We start from the raw sequence: 17,950 nt of genomic DNA on the forward strand, positions 1-17,950 counted from the left end.
AGAAGAAGGTTCCTATGGGACCTTCTTTTTATTTTTGTATAGGAAATCTTAAAATAATTTCGTTGTGGATAACTATATGGGTTATCTTAATCCAGCTCCAGCACTTGTCGGGGCTGAACGAAGCACTTTAGCTTTTTGTCCTGCCTCATAAAGCCTTCCCTCCAACTTTTTGTTTTCCGGACCCCCCATCTAAATACCTTACTTCTAATCTAGCTCTATTTACATATCCCCCTCTTACCGAACATCTGTATTAAAGGGTAGCTTTCCCGCGGAGGGATAATACATGGCAAACAGCGTTTATGTCAATGATAAAATCAAACAATGGGTTTGCTGTAACGGGCGATGACAATGAACTATTCCATAAAAGTATTGTTAAGGATGAAAATGAAATAGATGTCGTAAAGTCCTCTACTTAGAATAATAGCCTGCCTATTTGTAAATACTTTAGTACTAACGATAAGGCGGGATAATTTTGGATCTCCTTGAATTAATACTTAGAATTGCAATAGGTTTCATCGTATTATTCTCAATGGCAAGATGGTCTGGCAGAAAAGAAATCAGCCAAATGACGTTCTTTAACCTAGTCTCTGCTATCGCTTTTGGTTCCATTGCCGCAGCACTTGTGGTCAATCCTAGTGTGAGTATTTTAAATGGAATTATCGCATTACTTGGTTGGGCCGCTTTTACGGTGTTAACTGACCAAATTCACATAAAATCAAAAAATGCCAGGAAGCTGTTAATGGGAGACCCTGTCATCGTGATAAAGAAAGGCAAAATCATGGAAAATGCTCTAAGACAGACTCGGCTTGATACAGATTCCCTACAAGCAATGCTCAGGGAAAAGAGCATTTTTTCAATGAGCGATGTTGATTATGCCATCTTTGAAACAGATGGAAAACTTTCTGTTATGAAAAAGGAAAGCAAGCAAACGGTTACGAAGAGTGACATGAATATCGCTATGTCCTCAGGTAACTTTGTACCGCTCTCTACCGAACTGGTATCTGACGGAGTAGCAAATGTTCAAAACCTTAACAAGATGAATAAGGATCATAACTGGCTGAATGAACAGCTACAACAAGCTGGAGTTCAATCAGTTGATGATGTTTTCTACGCAGAAGTTCAGACTGATGGAAAATTATACATTGATAAAAGAGATGACGTGTTGCACTAAAAAGTAGTCCCGCTTTCATTTGTGAAGGACCTCCTTAATCATGTTCCAGCTGGACCTGCTTGGGGGGGGAACTCCCCTCCTTCTACTTAATCCTCATTAAGAAGGAATCGTGATTATTAGGCAAACAAGAACCAGGTCCATCCTATTGGTAGACCTGGCGATTAAACATGTTATTTAATTTCTTCCTCGTAATATAGGTGTGGTACTTTTTGTTCTTTTCCTCTGTTTACCTTTGGCCCCTGATTCTCTGGACGGACGATATCATAGACAGCCGTACCAACAATTTCCGCCACATCCTGCAGTTTTTCTTTGCTAATTTTGTCAATCGTGTCTTCTGGCGTATGGTACCATGGCTCTAACGGTCTATGGATGAAGGAACCTGATGCAATTCCGCCTTCAAAGAACGATACGTGGTCACTGCTGCCGCCTGGCTGGATCGGAGTTGATTCTCCATTTAAGCGGGCGCTGGAAGCCTGAGCAGTTTGGGAAACAATGTTTTCGTTTCCGTCTGGCGTATTGATGACCAAATCACCTGCATCCCGGCTGCCTACCATATCCATATTAAAGTATCCGACGAAACTGTCCTTTTCCTCCTCGGAAAGCTGGCTGACATAATAACGTGAACCAATCAATCCAAGTTCCTCGGCGCCAAAAGTAATAAAGCGCATTTCCATATTCGTCGGCAAATCTTTCATGACACGGGCAAGTTCCAGGGTCATGGCGGTACCTGATGCATCGTCGTTTGCACCTGGGGCTCCCGGAACTGAATCATGATGGGCACCCAAAGCAACGATTCCGTCTTTTGCTTTATTTTTATTCGTAGGTGCTTTCGTGGCGATGACATTGTATGAAGTCCTCATTCCGGCATCTGCACCCTCAATGTTAATCGATCCTGTCAGAGTTTCACCATTGTTTAACTGGTCCACTAAAGCTTGTCCAACTTCCTGGGAAATAGCCACAGCCGGTACATACGCATCATTAGGCGAACCGAATGTTCCGTTCAGGTCTCCTGGTGCATTGTTAAAAATAATGACTCCTGCTGCACCGTTTGCTGCTGCATTCAGGACTTTATCAGCAAATGAAATCGCTCCACGCTGAATCAAAGCGATTTTTCCTGTCACATCTATGCCTTCAAAATCGCCTGCTTGTCCTAATCCAGCATAGACCAATTCACCTGAAACTGTTCCATCCATCCCATAAGTAAAGGATTTTGGCTTGATTTCCCCTGAATAACCATCCACTGTTAGCTCGACCGTGTGAGGTGCTGTGTAACCGTAGAAAGTAAATTCCTGAAGCTCTGTTTCATAACCGTATGACTCAAATTGCTGTTTGACATACTGGATCGCATTGTGCTCGGCTTCTGTCCCGGCAACACGAGGTGTTCTTGAAAGGTATTCAATGTTGTTGTAGATATTTTCAACATTGATCTTGTTTAGGATCTTGTTGTCAAAAACATTGAATGGCTGAACCTGTTTCGGAGTTTCTGCCGGCTTCGCGTAAATGGCCGGTGCTCCAAAGCTGCTTACTGCTAGACCTGCTGCTAATGCGATTGATAGATAAGGCTTCTTCTTCATAATTACCTCCCGGATTAGTAAAATAGTTATCCGGGATAAATAATATAATATCCTAAAAATTCTTACTAGTTAGTTTATTACCATTTTCACTAGGTCAATAGGACAGTTTTAAACCCAGTTGCGACTAAAATAGGTCAAGTTGCTTATTAAAGGGACAGGCTCTGTTAATCCCAATATTGTTATAAAATCCTGTTGATTGTAGTGGAAGGCGCGTAGACTCCTCGAAAATGCTAACGCATTTCCTTCGTGCGTGGGCTGATTCGAGAAGCCAATCAATGTCCTGCGGGATGAGCAAGTCATGGGGAGACCCCGCAGGCGCATAAAGCGCTGAGGAGGCTCCCCGACTGCAAGGAAGAATTTGAAGTTTGAAAAAGCTGGAAGTTGAGCTTTTTCATAATTCTTCCCCGCGGAAAGCGAAGCGCCTGGAACGAAAATCAACAGCCGACTTTCAGAGCCTAGGGAATAAAAAGGGATGGAACCTAAAGGTTCCATCCCTTTTGTCTATTAAACTCCCTTAAACGCCAATCGATAGATTTCGGCCAGTTCTGATACTAATGGTAGCTTAGGATTGGCTGTTGTGCACTGGTCTTCGAAAGCCCGGTCTGCAAGCTGGTCGACCTTTGCTTCGAATTCGGCTTTATCAACACCGTTAGCTTCGATGCTCATTGGAATATCCATTTCCCTCGCTAATTTAATGATCGCCTGGACCAGGCTTTCAACACCCTCTTCGGTGGTACGGCACGGCAGTCCGAGTATGCGTGCGATTTCTGCATAGCGCTGGTCGGCGACGAAACTTTCATACTTAGGGAATGCCGTGAATTTCTTAGGTTTTGTTGCGTTATAACGGATGACATGCGGCATCAAGATGGTATTCGAGCGGCCGTGGGCGATATGAAATTCCGCACCGAGCTTATGCGCAAGACTATGGTTGATTCCAAGGAAAGCATTGGCGAACGCCATACCTGCAATCGTGGACGCATTATGCACCTTCTCACGAGCCACTTCATCCTGGCCATTTCGATACGCTCTTGGCAGATATTCAAACACAAGCTGGACCGCTTTGATGGCAAGACCATCTGTATAGTCATTTGCCATACAGCTGACATACGCTTCAATCGCATGTGTCAATACGTCCATTCCAGTATCAGCAGTAATATGTTTTGGCACCGTCATGACAAACTGCGGATCAACAATAGCCACGTCTGGAGTCAACTCATAGTCTGCGAGCGGATATTTGATGTTCGCTTTTTTATCAGTAATGACCGAGAAGGATGTCACTTCTGAACCTGTACCTGATGTTGTCGGAATCGCTACAAATTGAGCTTTGCGGCCTAGCTGCGGATATTTGACAATCCGCTTGCGAATATCAAGGAATTTCTGCTTCAAGCCATGGAAGTCAGTGTCAGGGTATTCGTAGAACAGCCACATGCCTTTCGCTGCATCCATCGCAGAGCCGCCGCCGAGTGCAATGATGACATCCGGCTGGAAGCTCGCCATCATTTCCGCGCCCTTCATCACCGTTTCAATTGATGGATCTGGTTCTACTTCAGAAAAAATTTCACAGTGAACATAGTCTGGACGCTTCCTTAAATGATAAAGAACTTTGTCAACGTATCCAAGCTTCACCATACCAGGGTCAGTAACGATAAATGCCTTTGAGATTTTTGGCATTTTCGCAAGATATTGAGTTGAGTTCTTTTCAAAATAAATTTTTGAAGGCACTTTAAACCACTGCATATTCACGTTCCTTCTCGCAACTTTTTTGACATTGATCAAGTTGATCGCTCCTACGTTGGTAGATACGGAGTTCCCGCCGTAAGTTCCGCAGCCAAGCGTCAAAGATGGCAGGTAGGCATTATAGATATCACCAATTGCACCCTGAGAAGATGGAGCGTTAACGATGATGCGTCCTGCCTTCATTCTTAAGCCGTATGCTTTAATCACTTCATCACTTGTTGAATGGATGACAGCAGAGTGGCCAAGTCCTCCAAATTCAAGCATTTCTTCAGCCCGCTTAAGACCTTCTTCAGTTCCATTCACTTTATAGCATGCTAGCACAGGGCTCAGCTTTTCACGGGATAGCGGATATTGTGCACCCACGCCTTTCAATTCTGCGACAAGGATTTTAGTTTCTTCTGGCACTGTCACACCTGCCATTTCAGCAATCTTATGAGCTGGCATCCCTACTATATCTGCATTAACTGCGCATGATTGTTCATTGATAACAAGCTTCTCGACCTTAGACCTTTCTTCTTCATTTAAGAAGTAGCAGCTATTGGCAATCATTTCTGCTTTTACATCATGATAGATTTCTTTATCAATGATGACTGCCTGTTCAGATGCGCAAATCATACCATTATCGAAGGTTTTTGATAAAATCAGGTCATTGACTGCCCGTTTTACAATTGCTGTGCGTTCAATATAGCAAGGGACATTACCAGGTCCAACACCTAATGCCGGCTTTCCTGAACTGTAAGCAGATTTCACCATACCGGCACCGCCAGTAGCTAATATCAATGAAATTTTCGAATGGTTCATCAAAGTTTGTGTTGCTTCAAGAGATGGTTTTTCAATCCACTGGATACAATCTTCTGGTGCCCCTGCTTTTACTGCTGCATCGCGGAGAATTCTCGCCGCCTCACTGCTGCATTTTTGCGCAGATGGATGAAAAGCGAATATGATTGGATTTCTTGTCTTGATTGAAATCAACGCTTTGAACATGGTTGTTGAGGTTGGATTCGTTACCGGTGTAACGCCGGCAATGACACCAACTGGCTCAGCAATTGTGATCATTCCTTCGTATTCATTTTCGTCAATGATGCCTGCCGTTTTATCATATTTGATATTGTGGTATACATACTCAGTGGCAAACATGTTCTTGATGATTTTATCCTCATAAACACCACGTTTTGTTTCTTCAACTGCCATCTTTGCGAGAGGCATATGCTGATCAAGACCTGCCAGCGCCATTTCCTTTACGATTTTATTTACCGCTTCCTGATCAAGCTCCCTCATTTTTGCTAAGGCCTTTAAACCTTTATTTAATAAACTATCAACCATTTTCGTTACGGATGTTTGCTCTTTTACCACTTTTTCAACTGTCCCCATTTTTAGGACCTCCTTATTGATCTAGAGTCATTTACTGCTGCATTTATGTAGCTCATATGTTGCTAAGTTTTGTTTGTGAATAATTTCACAAGATTTTTCGAAAAAATAAACTACTCGCAAACTGGATTTCTAGGTATTTTTTCAAAGCTGATGTCAGTTACAAACTTTGTACTTCTTTTAACAATTACCACGAAGTTTACTGTCCAGATGTATGCTGGTATTTCTTTATCATCTTTATACATCATCGCTTCGAATTCATCACCAATAACTTCCTCGAGCATTTCCTGAGTATATGTCTCAGTATCGGTTGAGAAGGGTTTAAATTCGCAATACATCATCTTGATCACTCCTTTTCCTTTTCTAATTACAGATTATCACATAAACAGAATAATAGTTTGTGAAATGTTGAACAATATATGAACTATTTTTTCGCAATATTTAAAAGAATGATGAATAATCTAATGAAAACGCTTACAGAAAATATATTATTCTAATATAGTAAAATAAAAAAAGAGACTCTATGATAGAGTCCCTAAAAAATCAAATTGTACACCCGTCAATTCCTCTGATACAGTCCATAACCTTGTCATTGTCTCTTCATTAAAAACTCCTGGTGAAGGGATTTCAATCGCAGGATAACCTTTTCTGTTACCCCTTCCGTCTGGACCGATGTATTCCCCTCCGGTCAGGCTATCATCTGCTGCAGCGTAAATAGTGGGCAGAGCGCCCATAGCAGCGGGCTGGGAAAAGAATTTCATTAACCTTTTCAGATATTTGGGAGTTTCACCTTTGCCTAAATGGAATAAATTCGTATTGGATATTCCCGGGTGGCAGGCGACACTGATTGTCTCGATTCCATGCTCTTTAAAACGGTTATCAAGCTCCCTTGCAAATAACAGGTTGGCAAGCTTGCTCTGTCCGTAAAATTTCATTGCTTTGTATCCTTTTGAGCCGTCCAGATTATCAAAATCAATCGAAGCTCCCCGATGAGCGATACTGCTTAAAGTGACAACCCTGGAACCTGCTGTTTTTTTCAGTAGTGGCAGCAAGAGGCCAGTCAACGCAAAGTGGCCGAGGTGATTGCTTCCGAATTGAAGCTCGAATCCATCCTTCGTCTTGCCATATGGAGGAATCATGACTCCAGCGTTATTGATCAGTATGTCCAGGGAGCTGTATTTTTCTATAAAAGCTGAAGTGAAATTGCGGACACTTGCGAGGTCTGCTAAATCCAGCTTCATCATTTCTACTGATGCTTCATGATTTCCTTGCACAATGGAGTCAACAGCAACCTTACCCTTTTCCACATTTCTCACTGCGAGTATGACATGTGCACCTTTTCCTGAGAGTTTCTTTGCCGCCTCATAGCCGATCCCGCTATTGGCTCCAGTAATAATGACTGTCTTGCCTGATAAATTCTCGATTAACATGATTAGCCACCTCTATATGTTCTATTTTACAAAGTTACAAATGTTCTGAATGACTTCTTTTTCCCAATGATACGAATTAAAGGTATGATCTGCGCCATTTACAATGCGGAGCGTCGCCTGTTCCTGGTAGCACTTCTCCTGATAGTTCATGGAATCCTCAATCGAAACAGCTTGATCATTTGACCCATGGATCAACAGAACATCGCGTTTGAATCTTTTCGCCCTTTCCCACACATCAATGGTATTTAGCTCTTCAATAAAATCTTTCCCGATTAAATTCCCGCCAATGTCGAAGGAGCATTCTTCCTTTATATATGTAGAATTCTTCACCATAACCTTAGCTTCATCTGCCATACTGCCAGCTGGAGCTAATAAAATAAGTTTCTCGATTTTCTCTGGATGATCTCCAGCAAGGAGACTGGCAACAAGTCCTCCCATGCTAAAACCGAGGACAATCACTTTTTCGTTATCTATACTGGGATGGGAACGGACATAATCAAGAATTGTTTCTGCCTCTGCTAATTCATTTAAAACAGTCATATCTTTAAAATCCCCATCACTTTCGCCGCTTCCTAAAAAATCGAATCGGAAGCTAGCAATCCCAAGAGCTTCGAGCTCCCTTGAAATGTTCAAAAAGAAACGGTGTGGCTCTAGCTTGCTGCCGGTAAAGCCATGCAGAAGAATGACTGCAGGTGCTTCCTTTTGGTTTATCAAGGGGATATGTGCCATCCCTCTCATCACCTGGTTGTTATGTAAAAGTGAAACGGCTTCCTGCATTTGGACAACTCCTTCCAATACCTTCAATATTTTCAATGGTAACACAATTGGTCTTATTAACCATTGAAATAACTTCAAATATAATTCATACTAAACACATAGGATTTATTGGAGGGATATTTGTATGAATTTTTTTGTTGAAAAATGCCCACGTTGTAAATCAGCGCTGGAAGTTAAAGAGCAACCTTCAAGCAAGACGATCATCATTAAGGCTTGTCCATCAGGACATTATGAAAAGGAATTCCATCCGGCATTGGAAACATATATTGAAAGAAATAAAGTATCTTAATCTTACGAAGCAGGGCCTCATTTGAGCGCCCTGCTTTTTTCGTCAATAGATTATATTTAAATTCACTAAGATGACAATTTTTGTTTTCATAATTTGTTCACATTTATCTTTAAAACCGTAACAATTTCCATGTTAGAATGATTACAAATAAAGTAGTGTGATATTTATCACACCTTTTGCCACAACTTACCGTTCATATTCGGGTCATTTTCGAAAACATTGTGAACAAATGAACATAAGTTTGTGATAAAATGAACAAGATTGATATTTGAAAGGAGCTGCAGTGATGAAGAAATCAAAACTTTTTTTGGTCTCCCTCACCTCGATCATAGCTGTGCTGTTGCTTAGCGGCTGTGAAAACAATATGGTGGTATTCAATCCGGAGGGACCGATCGCAAGGCAAATTCTTGAGTTGATCAACTTTTCGATTGCTCTGATGTTACTTGTTACAGTGGTTGTGTTCGGGCTATTCGGATTCATCGTCTGGAAGTACCGTGAACGCAAAGACAATTTGGATTACGAACCACCTGAAGAACACGGCAGCACTGTGCTAGAAATAATTTGGACAGTGATTCCGATTTTGATTATCGTTGCTTTGACGATCCCTACAGTCAAAACAATTTACGCTATAGACGAAATCCCTAAAGGCTATGAGAATAAAGATCCTCTTGTCATTAACGTTACTTCTGCTGACTGGAAATGGATCTTCAGCTATCCGGAACAAGGAATCGAAACCGTCAACTATGTGAATATTCCTGAAGACCGTCCGATTGACTTCAGACTGACCTCAGCAGGCACGATGCAAAGCTTCTGGATCCCTGCTTTGGCGGGCCAAAAGTACACGATGGCGAAAGCTGAAACCCAGCTTTACCTGGTTGCAGATAATCCAGGGTCATATGTTGGCAAGAACACGAACTTTAACGGCCAGGGTTATGCGGGCATGGAGTTCGAAGTGCTATCCCAGACACAAAAAGATTTTGATCAATGGATTAAAGATGTAAAGGAAACTGCTCCAAAAATGACTTTGGAGGAATATGAGAAGATGCTTGAGCCTTCCCACCTTGGACGCAAAACATTCTCTAACACACACCTTGAATGGGTTGACCATTCTGATCCACATTCAAAGAACTACACAAATCCAGAAATGTACGATAGAGGACATGGCTGGCCAGGAAAGATCTTTGAGGACAAGGACAACTACAAATATAAAGATGGAAACAATGAACATTCTAATCATGAAAACAATGAAGATATGAACCATGAAGAATCTGAAACTGAAGATTCACACGGGGGTGACCACAATGGGCATTAAGTGGAATGAATTTTTCGTAACTGGTGATCCATTAATTTTCGCATCACAAATCGGGATTGCCCTGACATTAGTTGGTGCATTAGCTGGTCTCACCTATTTTAAAAAATGGAATTACCTTTGGTCGGAGTGGTTTACAACTGTTGACCACAAGAAAATCGGGATCATGTACATCCTGCTTGGCGTCGTGATGTTTCTCCGCGGCGGTATTGATGGCTTGATGATGAAGGGCCAGACAGCCGTGCCGGAAAATGACTTCCTGAATGCCCAGCACTATAACGAGGTATTCACAACACACGGCGTTATCATGATTCTATTTGTTGCGATGCCGCTGCTGATCGGTCTTATGAACTTTGTGATTCCACTGCAAATCGGCGCCCGTGATGTTGCTTTTCCACAGCTGAATGCTCTTAGCTTCTGGCTTACTGTGAGCGGCGCAGCGTTGTTCAATATATCTTTCATCATCGGTGGTTCACCAGACGCAGGATGGACCTCATACTTCCCTCTTGCCGGAAAAGAATTCAGTCCGGGCATCGGGAATAACTTTTACGCAGTGGCCCTGCAAATAGCAGGTGCTGGTACTTTGATGACAGGTATTAACTTTGTCGTCACAGTGTTAAAAATGAGAACTAAAGGCATGACTTTGATGAAGATGCCGATGTTCACATGGACATCATTCATTACGTCGATCATCATCGTAGCCAGCTTCCCTATTTTCACAGTAGCGCTGGCATTGATGACATTTGACCGCACGTTCGGTACTCACTTCTTTACGATCTCCGGCGGCGGTATGGATATGCTCTGGGCGAACCTGTTCTGGTTATGGGGACACCCTGAAGTGTATATCGTAGTTCTGCCAGCATTCGGTATGCTGTCAGATATTATCTCGACTTTTGCCCGTAAAACCCTTTACGGTTATAAATCCATGGTCATCTCGATTGTGATGATCTCAGTATTGAGTATGCTCGTTTGGGTTCACCACTTCTTCACAATGGGTAACAGTGCAGGAGTGAACTCATTCTTCTCGATCACGACTATGGCAATTGCCATCCCGACCGGGGTTAAGGTATTCAACTGGCTGTTCACGATGAGAAAAGGCCGCATCAAGTTTACGACAGCAATGCTATGGGCACTGGCTTTCGTTCCTAACTTTGTCATCGGCGGTGTTACTGGTGTCATGCTGGCGATGGCTGCCGCTGACTATCAGTACCACAACACATTATTCCTGGTGGCACACTTCCACTATGTATTGATTCCGGGCGTTGTGTTCCCAATCTTTGCCGGTCTTTACTTCTGGTGGCCAAAAATGTTCGGCTATATGCTTAATGAGAAAATCGGTAAATGGCACTTCTGGCTGTTCGTTGTTGGGTTCAACGTAACGTTCATGCCAATGTTCTTCCTTGGACTTGACGGTGCGGTCCGCCGCGCGTACACTTACTCAGCTGAAACTGGGTTTGGTCCATTGATGATGATTTCTGCTGTCGGATCTGTCATACTTGCGGCAGGTTTTGCGGCATTGGTGTACAACATTTACTGGAGCGCTCGCCATGCTGACCGCAATATCGGCAATGACCCATGGGACGCAAGAACGCTTGAGTGGGCTACTGCAACACCTGTACAGCACTATAACTTTGCTTCCCTTCCTGAGGTTACAAAGCTTGATGCCTTCTGGCATATGAAAAAGAACAATGAGCTTCAGCCTTTGACTGAAGATGAGGTAGAAGAAGTCCACTTGCCAAGCAACACCTGGATCCCGATTTATATGGGTGTCGTGTTCGGAATTTCTGGATTCCTGCTTGTTTTCGAATGGACGATTGCTGCCGGAGTTGCCGCTCTAGGTATTCTCGCTGGCCTTGCCTTCCGTTCATTTGACTACGATGAAGGCTTCCATGTCCACAAGGATGAAGTCTTTGAAACAGAAAGTAAATGGAGAAAAGGCGCAAACAAAGGAGTGAAGAACCATGTCAGCTAAAGTCAATGCCGCTTTGCCGCTTGAATACCAGACAGAACAAAACAGGATGAATATCCTTGGCTTCTGGGTCTTCCTCGGAGCTGAAATTGTCCTCTTCGCTACCCTTTTTGGAGTGTATGGAGTGCTCGGTGAAAGATATGCAGGTGGCCCTACACAAAAAGATATTTTTATTGTCAAAGACGTCATGATCCAGACTTTTCTGCTGCTGACAAGCAGTTTTACAATGGGAATCTCAATCTTCGAAATGCGCAGAAGCAATATTAAAGGCATGCTGATGTGGCTCGTATTCACATTATTGCTGGGCGGCGGCTTCCTGTTCATGGAGGTTCGCGAGTTCATCCACTACGTGCACGAAGGTGCGACCATGCAGACCAGTGCGTTCCTATCCAGTTTCTTCGTTCTGCTTGGAACGCACGGCTTGCACGTCACCATCGGGATTGGCTGGGCCATCCTGCTGATCATCCAGATATTGCAGCGAGGATTGACACCTGTTACAGCACGCAAAGCATTCATCTTCGGATTGTACTGGCACTTCCTTGATGTCGTTTGGATTTTCATCTTCACATTCGTTTATTTACAAGGGTTGGTGATGTAATATGGATAAGCATTCAAATAGCTTCCCAATCAGCCATGTCATCGGATTCTTCATGTCACTCGTCCTGACATTCGGCGCTGCATGGATTGCCCTTCAGAGCTCTCTTTCAATGAAGGCAGTCATGTGGATTATCGGCACACTAGCGGTTGTCCAGGCTGGAATCCAGCTTTACATGTTCATGCACATCAATGAAGGCGACGATAAAGTTACGAATAATATCAATATCATTTACTCAGCTTTTATTGCAGTAGTCATTGTTGCAGGATCCATCTGGGTTATGACCTCAGGACACTCGCATTAAAATGATTGAAACCAGGCATCCTCTCGGGGGTGACCTGGTTTTTTTGTGGGCTTTTTTTTATTTGATGCTACTTCGGACAATTTCTGCTTGAATGGACGAGGTTTTGTCTGAACCTGACCCTACTTCAGACAATTTGCGCTTGATCGGTCGGGATTTTGTCCGAACCTGCCCCTACTTCAGACAAATTGTGCTTGTACGGTCGGGATTTTGTCCGAACCTGCCCCTACTTCGGACAATTTCCGCTTGTACGGCCGAGATTTTGTCCGAACCTGACCCTTCTTCAGACAAATTAAGCTTGAACAGCAGGTACTTTTGTCCGAACCTGCCCCTACTTCAGACAATTTCCGCTTGTACGGCCGAGATTTTGTCCGAAGGTTATCTTGTGTTCAAAAAAAACCCTCGATTGGCTGTACAACAGAACTAAATCTTAGCCATCTCGCGTTTACGTCCTTTGATCAAACGTAAACGCGGCAGCTTGCCTTCTTTCCTGAATAAAGAAAACATCCCGAAGTTAAACACTGCAAGGAACAGCGATAAAACCGCATGCTGAAAACCATGTGATACCAATGCCAAGAATCCGCTTACAAGACAATATAGACCAACAACTAAATAAAAGTACATAAGAAGTTTTCCCACTTCTCATTCCCCCACTTTTTCGTATGTATTTTTTATATTAACAGAATTTAATAAAAAATGTCACATAATGTTCACAATTAACTCTAAATTATTTCACAATTTAATGATCAACTATTTGCTTGACTCTTAAATTGCCATGCTATTATGATTAAAGATGAAAATAAATATCTAAATTTTACCACTAGGGGTGCCTTTGATTTAAAGGCTGAGATTAAAGTGAGACTTTGAGACCCTTGGAACCTGATCTGGTTTACACCAGCGTAGGAAAGTGGACTTTGGGACATTTTTTGTTGTGCCAATACAACCACTTTCTTTGAAAGTGGTTTTTTTATTGGGTTAAAAAGGATGAGGAGGAGCTTTTAAATGACAAAATTCACTGAAGTATTAAGACACGAAGCAGAACTAATCTGGCAGGCAAATTTTGAACACCCTTTTATTAAGGGAATTGCTAATGGGAATTTAGAATTGGAGTCCTTTCGCTATTATGTTTTACAGGATTCCTATTATCTTTCCCATTTTGCCAGGATACAGGCAATTGGAGCGGCGAGAGCATCTGATTTGTTCACCACTTCCAGAATGGCAGCTCATTCGCTGGGGACTTATGAGGCTGAGCTTGGTCTGCACGAAAATTTCCTAAAGCAATTGAGAGTATCAAAACAAGAATTAGATGAGTTCGTCCCTTCGCCCACTGCCTATGCTTATACATCACATCTTTATCGGGTTGCTGCTTCTGGAAGTCTGGCTGAAATCATCGCAGCGATCCTGCCATGCTACTGGATTTACTATGAAATTGGACAATTGCTACAGGAAGCCACTCCAAATGTTCAAATATATCAAGAATGGATTAATGCATATGGCGGAGAATGGTTCAGTGGATTGGTAAATGAGCAATTAAGCAGACTAAATGAGCTTGCATCAGAGGCGTCAAAATCGGAACAAGAAAAGATGAAACAGCATTTTATCATCAGCAGCCAGTATGAATTCATGTTCTGGGACATGGCCTACAATCAAGAAAAGTGGCCTGTTACATTCTAAAAATTGATAGATAAAAAACAACGGGTTTCTGCCCGTTGTTTTAATCAATTATTTTTTTCTAAAAAGACGGCTTAGACAAAGAGCAATTCCCTACTAGAGACTGCAACCTTGGTTCATAGTAGCTTAAATTGGCGAGAAAATAGCATGTTTCTGGAAAGTGATGCTCGAGAAAGCGGAGATTGGATTTATTCAAAAGCGTATTTCCTTTGTACTTCTCCACCATATTTTTAATGAACTGATTCATTTCAAGTGTCGTCTTTCCTACTTCATAAATGAATTCCTGCTGGCGGGCAAAGCCTGGCTGTTTTACCCGCAAATAATTTTTCAAATGATGATTTTGGACAATAAATAGCTGGAATCTGCGTTTGAACTCCTGGGCTGCTGTGTTTGCGCCTACTTCGATTGGGTCAAGCAGATTTTCAAAAAGCACCGCGTGACCAAGTTGATCTTCAAGCCAAAGGTCCATTATCTCTGTAACTGACAAACGTACTGGTTCCTGACCCTGCACTAGATAGCTTAATATGCGTAAATATTCCTGGTTTTCACTCAGGGTACCGTTTAAATAGGTTGGGGACAGGCTCAGGTTTACTTTGTTATCTATCCTCAATGATTGCAGTGTACCTTCAAAATCATAATAGTTTTTAGCAACCTTCCACACTTTTCTTGAAAAATCGATCATTTGACTGTCCTGGTGGCCAGCTTGCCGCGGTATTGACTGCAAATTAGCTAAAAGGTCATCATATAAACCAATGAATTGCTGGGCGATTTTTACGTACTCCTTTTCACTCACTGACAACCCATCCCTGACAAAATAGGCATGATCCTGCAGCATTTCAAGCCAAAATGAATGTTCATCCCAAAGAGAAATCATCTCTTTCCCCTCCTTTTCCTACTTATACTTACTGTTCAAGAGCGAAAGAAATGATGACCTCGAGAAACTTTTAATACTTTTAGCATGATTAGAGATACTAAGAAAAACAATCCCTATTCTCTCCCAAAAGGTGTTGCTAATGAAAAATCTAAAACTTTACATATTTTTAATGGCTGTACTGCCTTGGCTATCACTGCCTCTTCTCGGTAAACAAACATTCAGAAAGTTCCTGCCAGGTACGTTATTCATGGCCATTTATTTAATCTTTGAAGGAAGGTTGGCTGAAAAGAGAAAATGGTGGTGGTTCCCTTTAAAATTAAACCAAACGTATTGGGTGAACTGCCTTTAATTTGGGGTCCGTTTTTTATAGGTTCATTCTGGATCATGAAATACACCTATAAGAAATTCAATCTGTATATGCTGGTCAATATCCTGATTGACTCACTGTTTACTTATTACGGACTGGACATCTTCAAGAAATTTGGCTATGTTTCATTGGTCCGCTTAACAAAATTCCAGTTATCTATAGTTTTCTTAATCAAAACCTTAGTTCTATATGGATTTCAGGTATTTTATGACAAAGTCATTCGGGGGCAATCAGATAGTACCCATCAATAATTAATTATTTAATGAACATAATAATAAGGCCATTTAGGTAAACCCAAGGAAAGTGAGCTGAATGAAATGGCGAGACAAGGTATGCACAACAGGGATCAAACAAGAGAACAAACAGAGAAACATGATAAAAGAAATGATATTGAGCTTGGCGCCGAGTTCCAGGTCGGGAATTCAAAATCGCAGAGCCAGAAAAAAAGCGGTAAACAAGTGAATAAAAAGTAACAGGAAGACGCCCCACAACCCGGGCGTCTTTTCTTTTTTAGCCAGAATCTTAATCGTGTGGATTTGTTAAAGTGAACGGTCTTTTATCTCGCTTTCCAGAAGGAATATACTACCAAATATCTTTTTGAAAATTTGTTCCACTTTTAAGTTTTAGAGTAGTATACACGGGGAAGGAACGTAATAAGAATGATCTGGGAGGTGCTGAAGGTGAGTTTGTTGTACAGCAAGGCAATGGAAGCTTTTAAAAAGGATGCAAAGCGTCAGACTGAGTATCAAAATAAAACAAAAACAAAGGCGAAATAGCTATTCCGCCTTACGGTTGTACATTCATCTTCTTGTCATCCTGCCATTGAGGATGATTTTTTTTTCCCCTTCTACTTAAAGACTTAAGGACTCAATCTAGCTTTTCATATTCGTATTGGTGTCAATTGCACAGAGGATCAAGCCGATAATTGCCGCAAAAACGAAAGTTGAAAACAGCAGTAAGATTGGGATTTCACCTTGAGGAAAAGCGATGTTGTTATAGTTAGCAAAAAACAGAATTCCTATTATGTATAGAAAATGAATTAAGATCGAAATGGAAACGGCAGGTTTTAAGATGTTCAAAATATCACTCCTGTAAAATCTTTTCCTTTTCTCATTCCATTTTATGTAACAGAAATCCTCTTTTTTCGTCATTTTTCTTCTATGAATCGCAAACTTTTTTAAAAAAAGAACGAAACCATGTAGATTTCGTTCTAATTCTTATAAATTCTCGATAAAGACCCTGATGACATCAGCACCGCCTATGAAGGTTCCAAGTGAACTTCCCAGGTTGGCTAGTACGACGATCAGCAACACTCGGCTGACTTTGTTTCGCCAAAATCCTTTTAAACTAAAAACATCTTCAGATAGTGTCTCAAAGTCCTTAACACTCGGCCTGCGGATATAAGCCTGTGTCAAACCGGCAAACCAGCCTGCAGCAAGCAATGGATTTAAGGAAGTGATCGGTGCCGCTATAAATGCTGTCAAAATGGTCAGTGGATGCCCCATTGCGATAGCAGCTCCCAGGGCGGAAAGGCTTCCGTTCCATAAAATCCAGCTGATTGTTTGGGCGAAACCCGCTGATGGATTAGCCAAAAAAGTATAGACGATAATAGCCAGAATCAATACAGGTATGCTCCAGCCAATGATTTTTGGCCAATTGGATTTCGGGGGAATCGCTCTTAATTTTTTCAAATCATGATCTTTTTTGATTTCTTCTTTGATTCCCGGTACGTGTGCAGCCCCCAGGACAGCGACAATTTTTTCTCCAGGTGCGTCTTTGATTTTCTGAGCTAAGTATTGGTCACGCTCGTCAATCAATGGCTTTTTCAACCGTGGGAATGTTTCAGTGAATTCATTCAGCATCGCGTTGATCGTATCCTGTTCCTTCAGCTTTTCCAGTTCTTCCTCCGAGATGCTGTCCCGGCTGAAGATACTCGTGATGATCTGGCTGAGTAAAATGGCCTTTCCTTTCAAGCCAAGATTTCCCCAAATCCTTGAAAATGTAATCTGGATATTTCGATCAGCAAGCACAAGTTTAGCCCCGACTTCTTTCGCAGATTCAATTCCCTGGATCATTTCCTGGCCTGCTTTGATACCAAGTTCCTTCGCCATTCGATTTTGGAAAGACGAAATAGCGAGGTTCATCAGTAATAAAGAAGCACGTTTTTCTTTGATAACCTGGATGATATCCATCTCCTGCCACTTTGAACCCTCGGAAATTGTCTTGTAGCGCTGCTCGTCCAATTCGACGCAGACAGAATCAGGCCTCTCAGCTTCAATTACTTCCTTAACCTGCTCCGCACTGTGCTTGGAGACATGTGCAGTTCCAATCAATATGTATTCCTTGCCATTCATTACAATTCTCGTTATATTTTCTTCTCCCATAGATACCTTCCTTTTACTAGACCCATGCAAGCCAACTTTATGTAGATAGTTTATGATTCATTTTACCATTATAACATGAACAATAGTCTGAAATATAAAGATTATTTACCAATGTGCCCAACCTCGTAAAAGTT

General features: G+C 41.9%; 18 protein-coding genes and 1 riboswitch. Of the genes, 9 read left to right on the forward strand and 9 right to left on the reverse strand.

The genetic code is table 11. The features are described 5' to 3' along the window. The first annotated feature begins 472 nt into the window (after window positions 1-472). Window positions 473-1,171 (forward strand): DUF421 domain-containing protein, encoded by a 699-nt coding sequence (locus tag TY49_RS12545; RefSeq protein WP_041966252.1) that lies wholly within the window; start codon window positions 473-475, stop codon window positions 1,169-1,171. A 170-nt stretch (window positions 1,172-1,341) separates the two neighbouring features. On the opposite strand, the gene TY49_RS12550 is transcribed toward TY49_RS12545, so the two are convergent. From TY49_RS12550 to TY49_RS12570, 5 genes are all read right to left on the reverse strand, one after another. Then, window positions 1,342-2,745 carry a M20/M25/M40 family metallo-hydrolase gene (locus TY49_RS12550; protein WP_041966253.1) on the reverse strand — a complete coding sequence of 468 codons (1,404 nt, stop codon included), beginning with the start codon at window positions 2,743-2,745 and terminating at the stop codon, window positions 1,342-1,344. A 504-nt stretch (window positions 2,746-3,249) separates the two neighbouring features. Continuing rightward, window positions 3,250-5,853 carry a bifunctional acetaldehyde-CoA/alcohol dehydrogenase gene (gene adhE / locus TY49_RS12555; RefSeq protein ID WP_041966254.1) on the reverse strand — a complete coding sequence of 868 codons (2,604 nt, stop codon included), beginning with the start codon at window positions 5,851-5,853 and terminating at the stop codon, window positions 3,250-3,252. A gap of 110 nt (window positions 5,854-5,963) precedes the next feature. Further along, window positions 5,964-6,191: a hypothetical protein gene (locus tag TY49_RS12560; protein WP_041966255.1), complete on the reverse strand. Its 228-nt coding sequence runs from the start codon at window positions 6,189-6,191 to the stop codon at window positions 5,964-5,966. A gap of 180 nt (window positions 6,192-6,371) precedes the next feature. Then, window positions 6,372-7,280: an oxidoreductase gene (locus TY49_RS12565; RefSeq protein WP_041966256.1), complete on the reverse strand. Its 909-nt coding sequence runs from the start codon at window positions 7,278-7,280 to the stop codon at window positions 6,372-6,374. Window positions 7,281-7,301: 21 nt separating this feature from the next. Next, a complete protein-coding gene (locus TY49_RS12570) occupies window positions 7,302-8,057 on the reverse strand; it encodes an alpha/beta hydrolase family protein (protein ID WP_041966257.1) in 756 nt (251 codons plus the stop codon). Window positions 8,058-8,181: 124 nt separating this feature from the next. Between TY49_RS12570 and TY49_RS25005 the strand changes: the two genes are divergently transcribed. The 5 genes from TY49_RS25005 to qoxD all read left to right on the forward strand — a co-directional run bounded on the left by TY49_RS25005 (window position 8,182) and on the right by qoxD (window position 12,523). Then, a complete protein-coding gene (locus TY49_RS25005; protein WP_198135617.1) occupies window positions 8,182-8,346 on the forward strand; it encodes a hypothetical protein in 165 nt (54 codons plus the stop codon). Between the two features lie 286 nt (window positions 8,347-8,632). Then, the gene (gene qoxA, locus TY49_RS12575; protein ID WP_041966258.1) at window positions 8,633-9,658 is read left to right on the forward strand and encodes a cytochrome aa3 quinol oxidase subunit II; all 1,026 of its coding nucleotides are present in this window, start codon (window positions 8,633-8,635) and stop codon (window positions 9,656-9,658) included. Then, window positions 9,648-11,627, forward strand: a complete 1,980-nt coding sequence (gene qoxB / locus TY49_RS12580; RefSeq protein WP_041966259.1) for a cytochrome aa3 quinol oxidase subunit I — start codon at window positions 9,648-9,650, stop codon at window positions 11,625-11,627. The genes qoxA and qoxB overlap by 11 nt, the downstream gene beginning before the upstream one ends. After that, window positions 11,617-12,222 (forward strand): cytochrome aa3 quinol oxidase subunit III, encoded by a 606-nt coding sequence (gene qoxC, locus TY49_RS12585; protein ID WP_041966260.1) that lies wholly within the window; start codon window positions 11,617-11,619, stop codon window positions 12,220-12,222. The genes qoxB and qoxC overlap by 11 nt, the downstream gene beginning before the upstream one ends. A gap of 1 nt (window position 12,223) precedes the next feature. Further along, a complete protein-coding gene (gene qoxD / locus TY49_RS12590) occupies window positions 12,224-12,523 on the forward strand; it encodes a cytochrome aa3 quinol oxidase subunit IV (protein WP_041966261.1) in 300 nt (99 codons plus the stop codon). A 420-nt stretch (window positions 12,524-12,943) separates the two neighbouring features. On the opposite strand, the gene TY49_RS12595 is transcribed toward qoxD, so the two are convergent. Beyond that, window positions 12,944-13,159, reverse strand: a complete 216-nt coding sequence (locus TY49_RS12595) for a hypothetical protein (protein ID WP_041966262.1) — start codon at window positions 13,157-13,159, stop codon at window positions 12,944-12,946. Between the two features lie 173 nt (window positions 13,160-13,332). Then, window positions 13,333-13,443: riboswitch (TPP riboswitch) on the forward strand. 79 nt (window positions 13,444-13,522) lie between these two features. Between TY49_RS12595 and tenA the strand changes: the two genes are divergently transcribed. Beyond that, the gene (tenA, locus tag TY49_RS12600; RefSeq protein WP_041966263.1) at window positions 13,523-14,194 is read left to right on the forward strand and encodes a thiaminase II; all 672 of its coding nucleotides are present in this window, start codon (window positions 13,523-13,525) and stop codon (window positions 14,192-14,194) included. A gap of 58 nt (window positions 14,195-14,252) precedes the next feature. Here tenA and TY49_RS12605 read toward each other — a convergent pair whose 3' ends face one another. Next, entirely contained in the window at window positions 14,253-15,065 is an 813-nt protein-coding gene (locus TY49_RS12605) for a DUF2935 domain-containing protein (RefSeq protein WP_041966264.1), read from the reverse strand. Between the two features lie 139 nt (window positions 15,066-15,204). Here TY49_RS12605 and TY49_RS25260 point away from each other — a divergent pair, with 139 nt between their 5' ends. Continuing rightward, on the forward strand, window positions 15,205-15,414 hold the full coding sequence (locus TY49_RS25260; protein ID WP_232310449.1) for a hypothetical protein: 210 nt from the start codon (window positions 15,205-15,207) through the stop codon (window positions 15,412-15,414). Window positions 15,415-15,749: 335 nt separating this feature from the next. Then, window positions 15,750-15,905: a hypothetical protein gene (locus TY49_RS25010; protein ID WP_170029969.1), complete on the forward strand. Its 156-nt coding sequence runs from the start codon at window positions 15,750-15,752 to the stop codon at window positions 15,903-15,905. Between the two features lie 399 nt (window positions 15,906-16,304). On the opposite strand, the gene TY49_RS12615 is transcribed toward TY49_RS25010, so the two are convergent. Beyond that, on the reverse strand, window positions 16,305-16,511 hold the full coding sequence (locus tag TY49_RS12615) for a hypothetical protein (protein WP_041966265.1): 207 nt from the start codon (window positions 16,509-16,511) through the stop codon (window positions 16,305-16,307). 138 nt (window positions 16,512-16,649) lie between these two features. Then, window positions 16,650-17,816 (reverse strand): TraB/GumN family protein, encoded by a 1,167-nt coding sequence (locus tag TY49_RS12620; protein WP_041966266.1) that lies wholly within the window; start codon window positions 17,814-17,816, stop codon window positions 16,650-16,652. Window positions 17,817-17,950: the final 134 nt, after the last annotated feature.

This window comes from Mesobacillus selenatarsenatis SF-1 (assembly GCF_000813125.1).
Classification (GTDB): domain Bacteria; phylum Bacillota; class Bacilli; order Bacillales; family Cytobacillaceae; genus Mesobacillus; species Mesobacillus selenatarsenatis.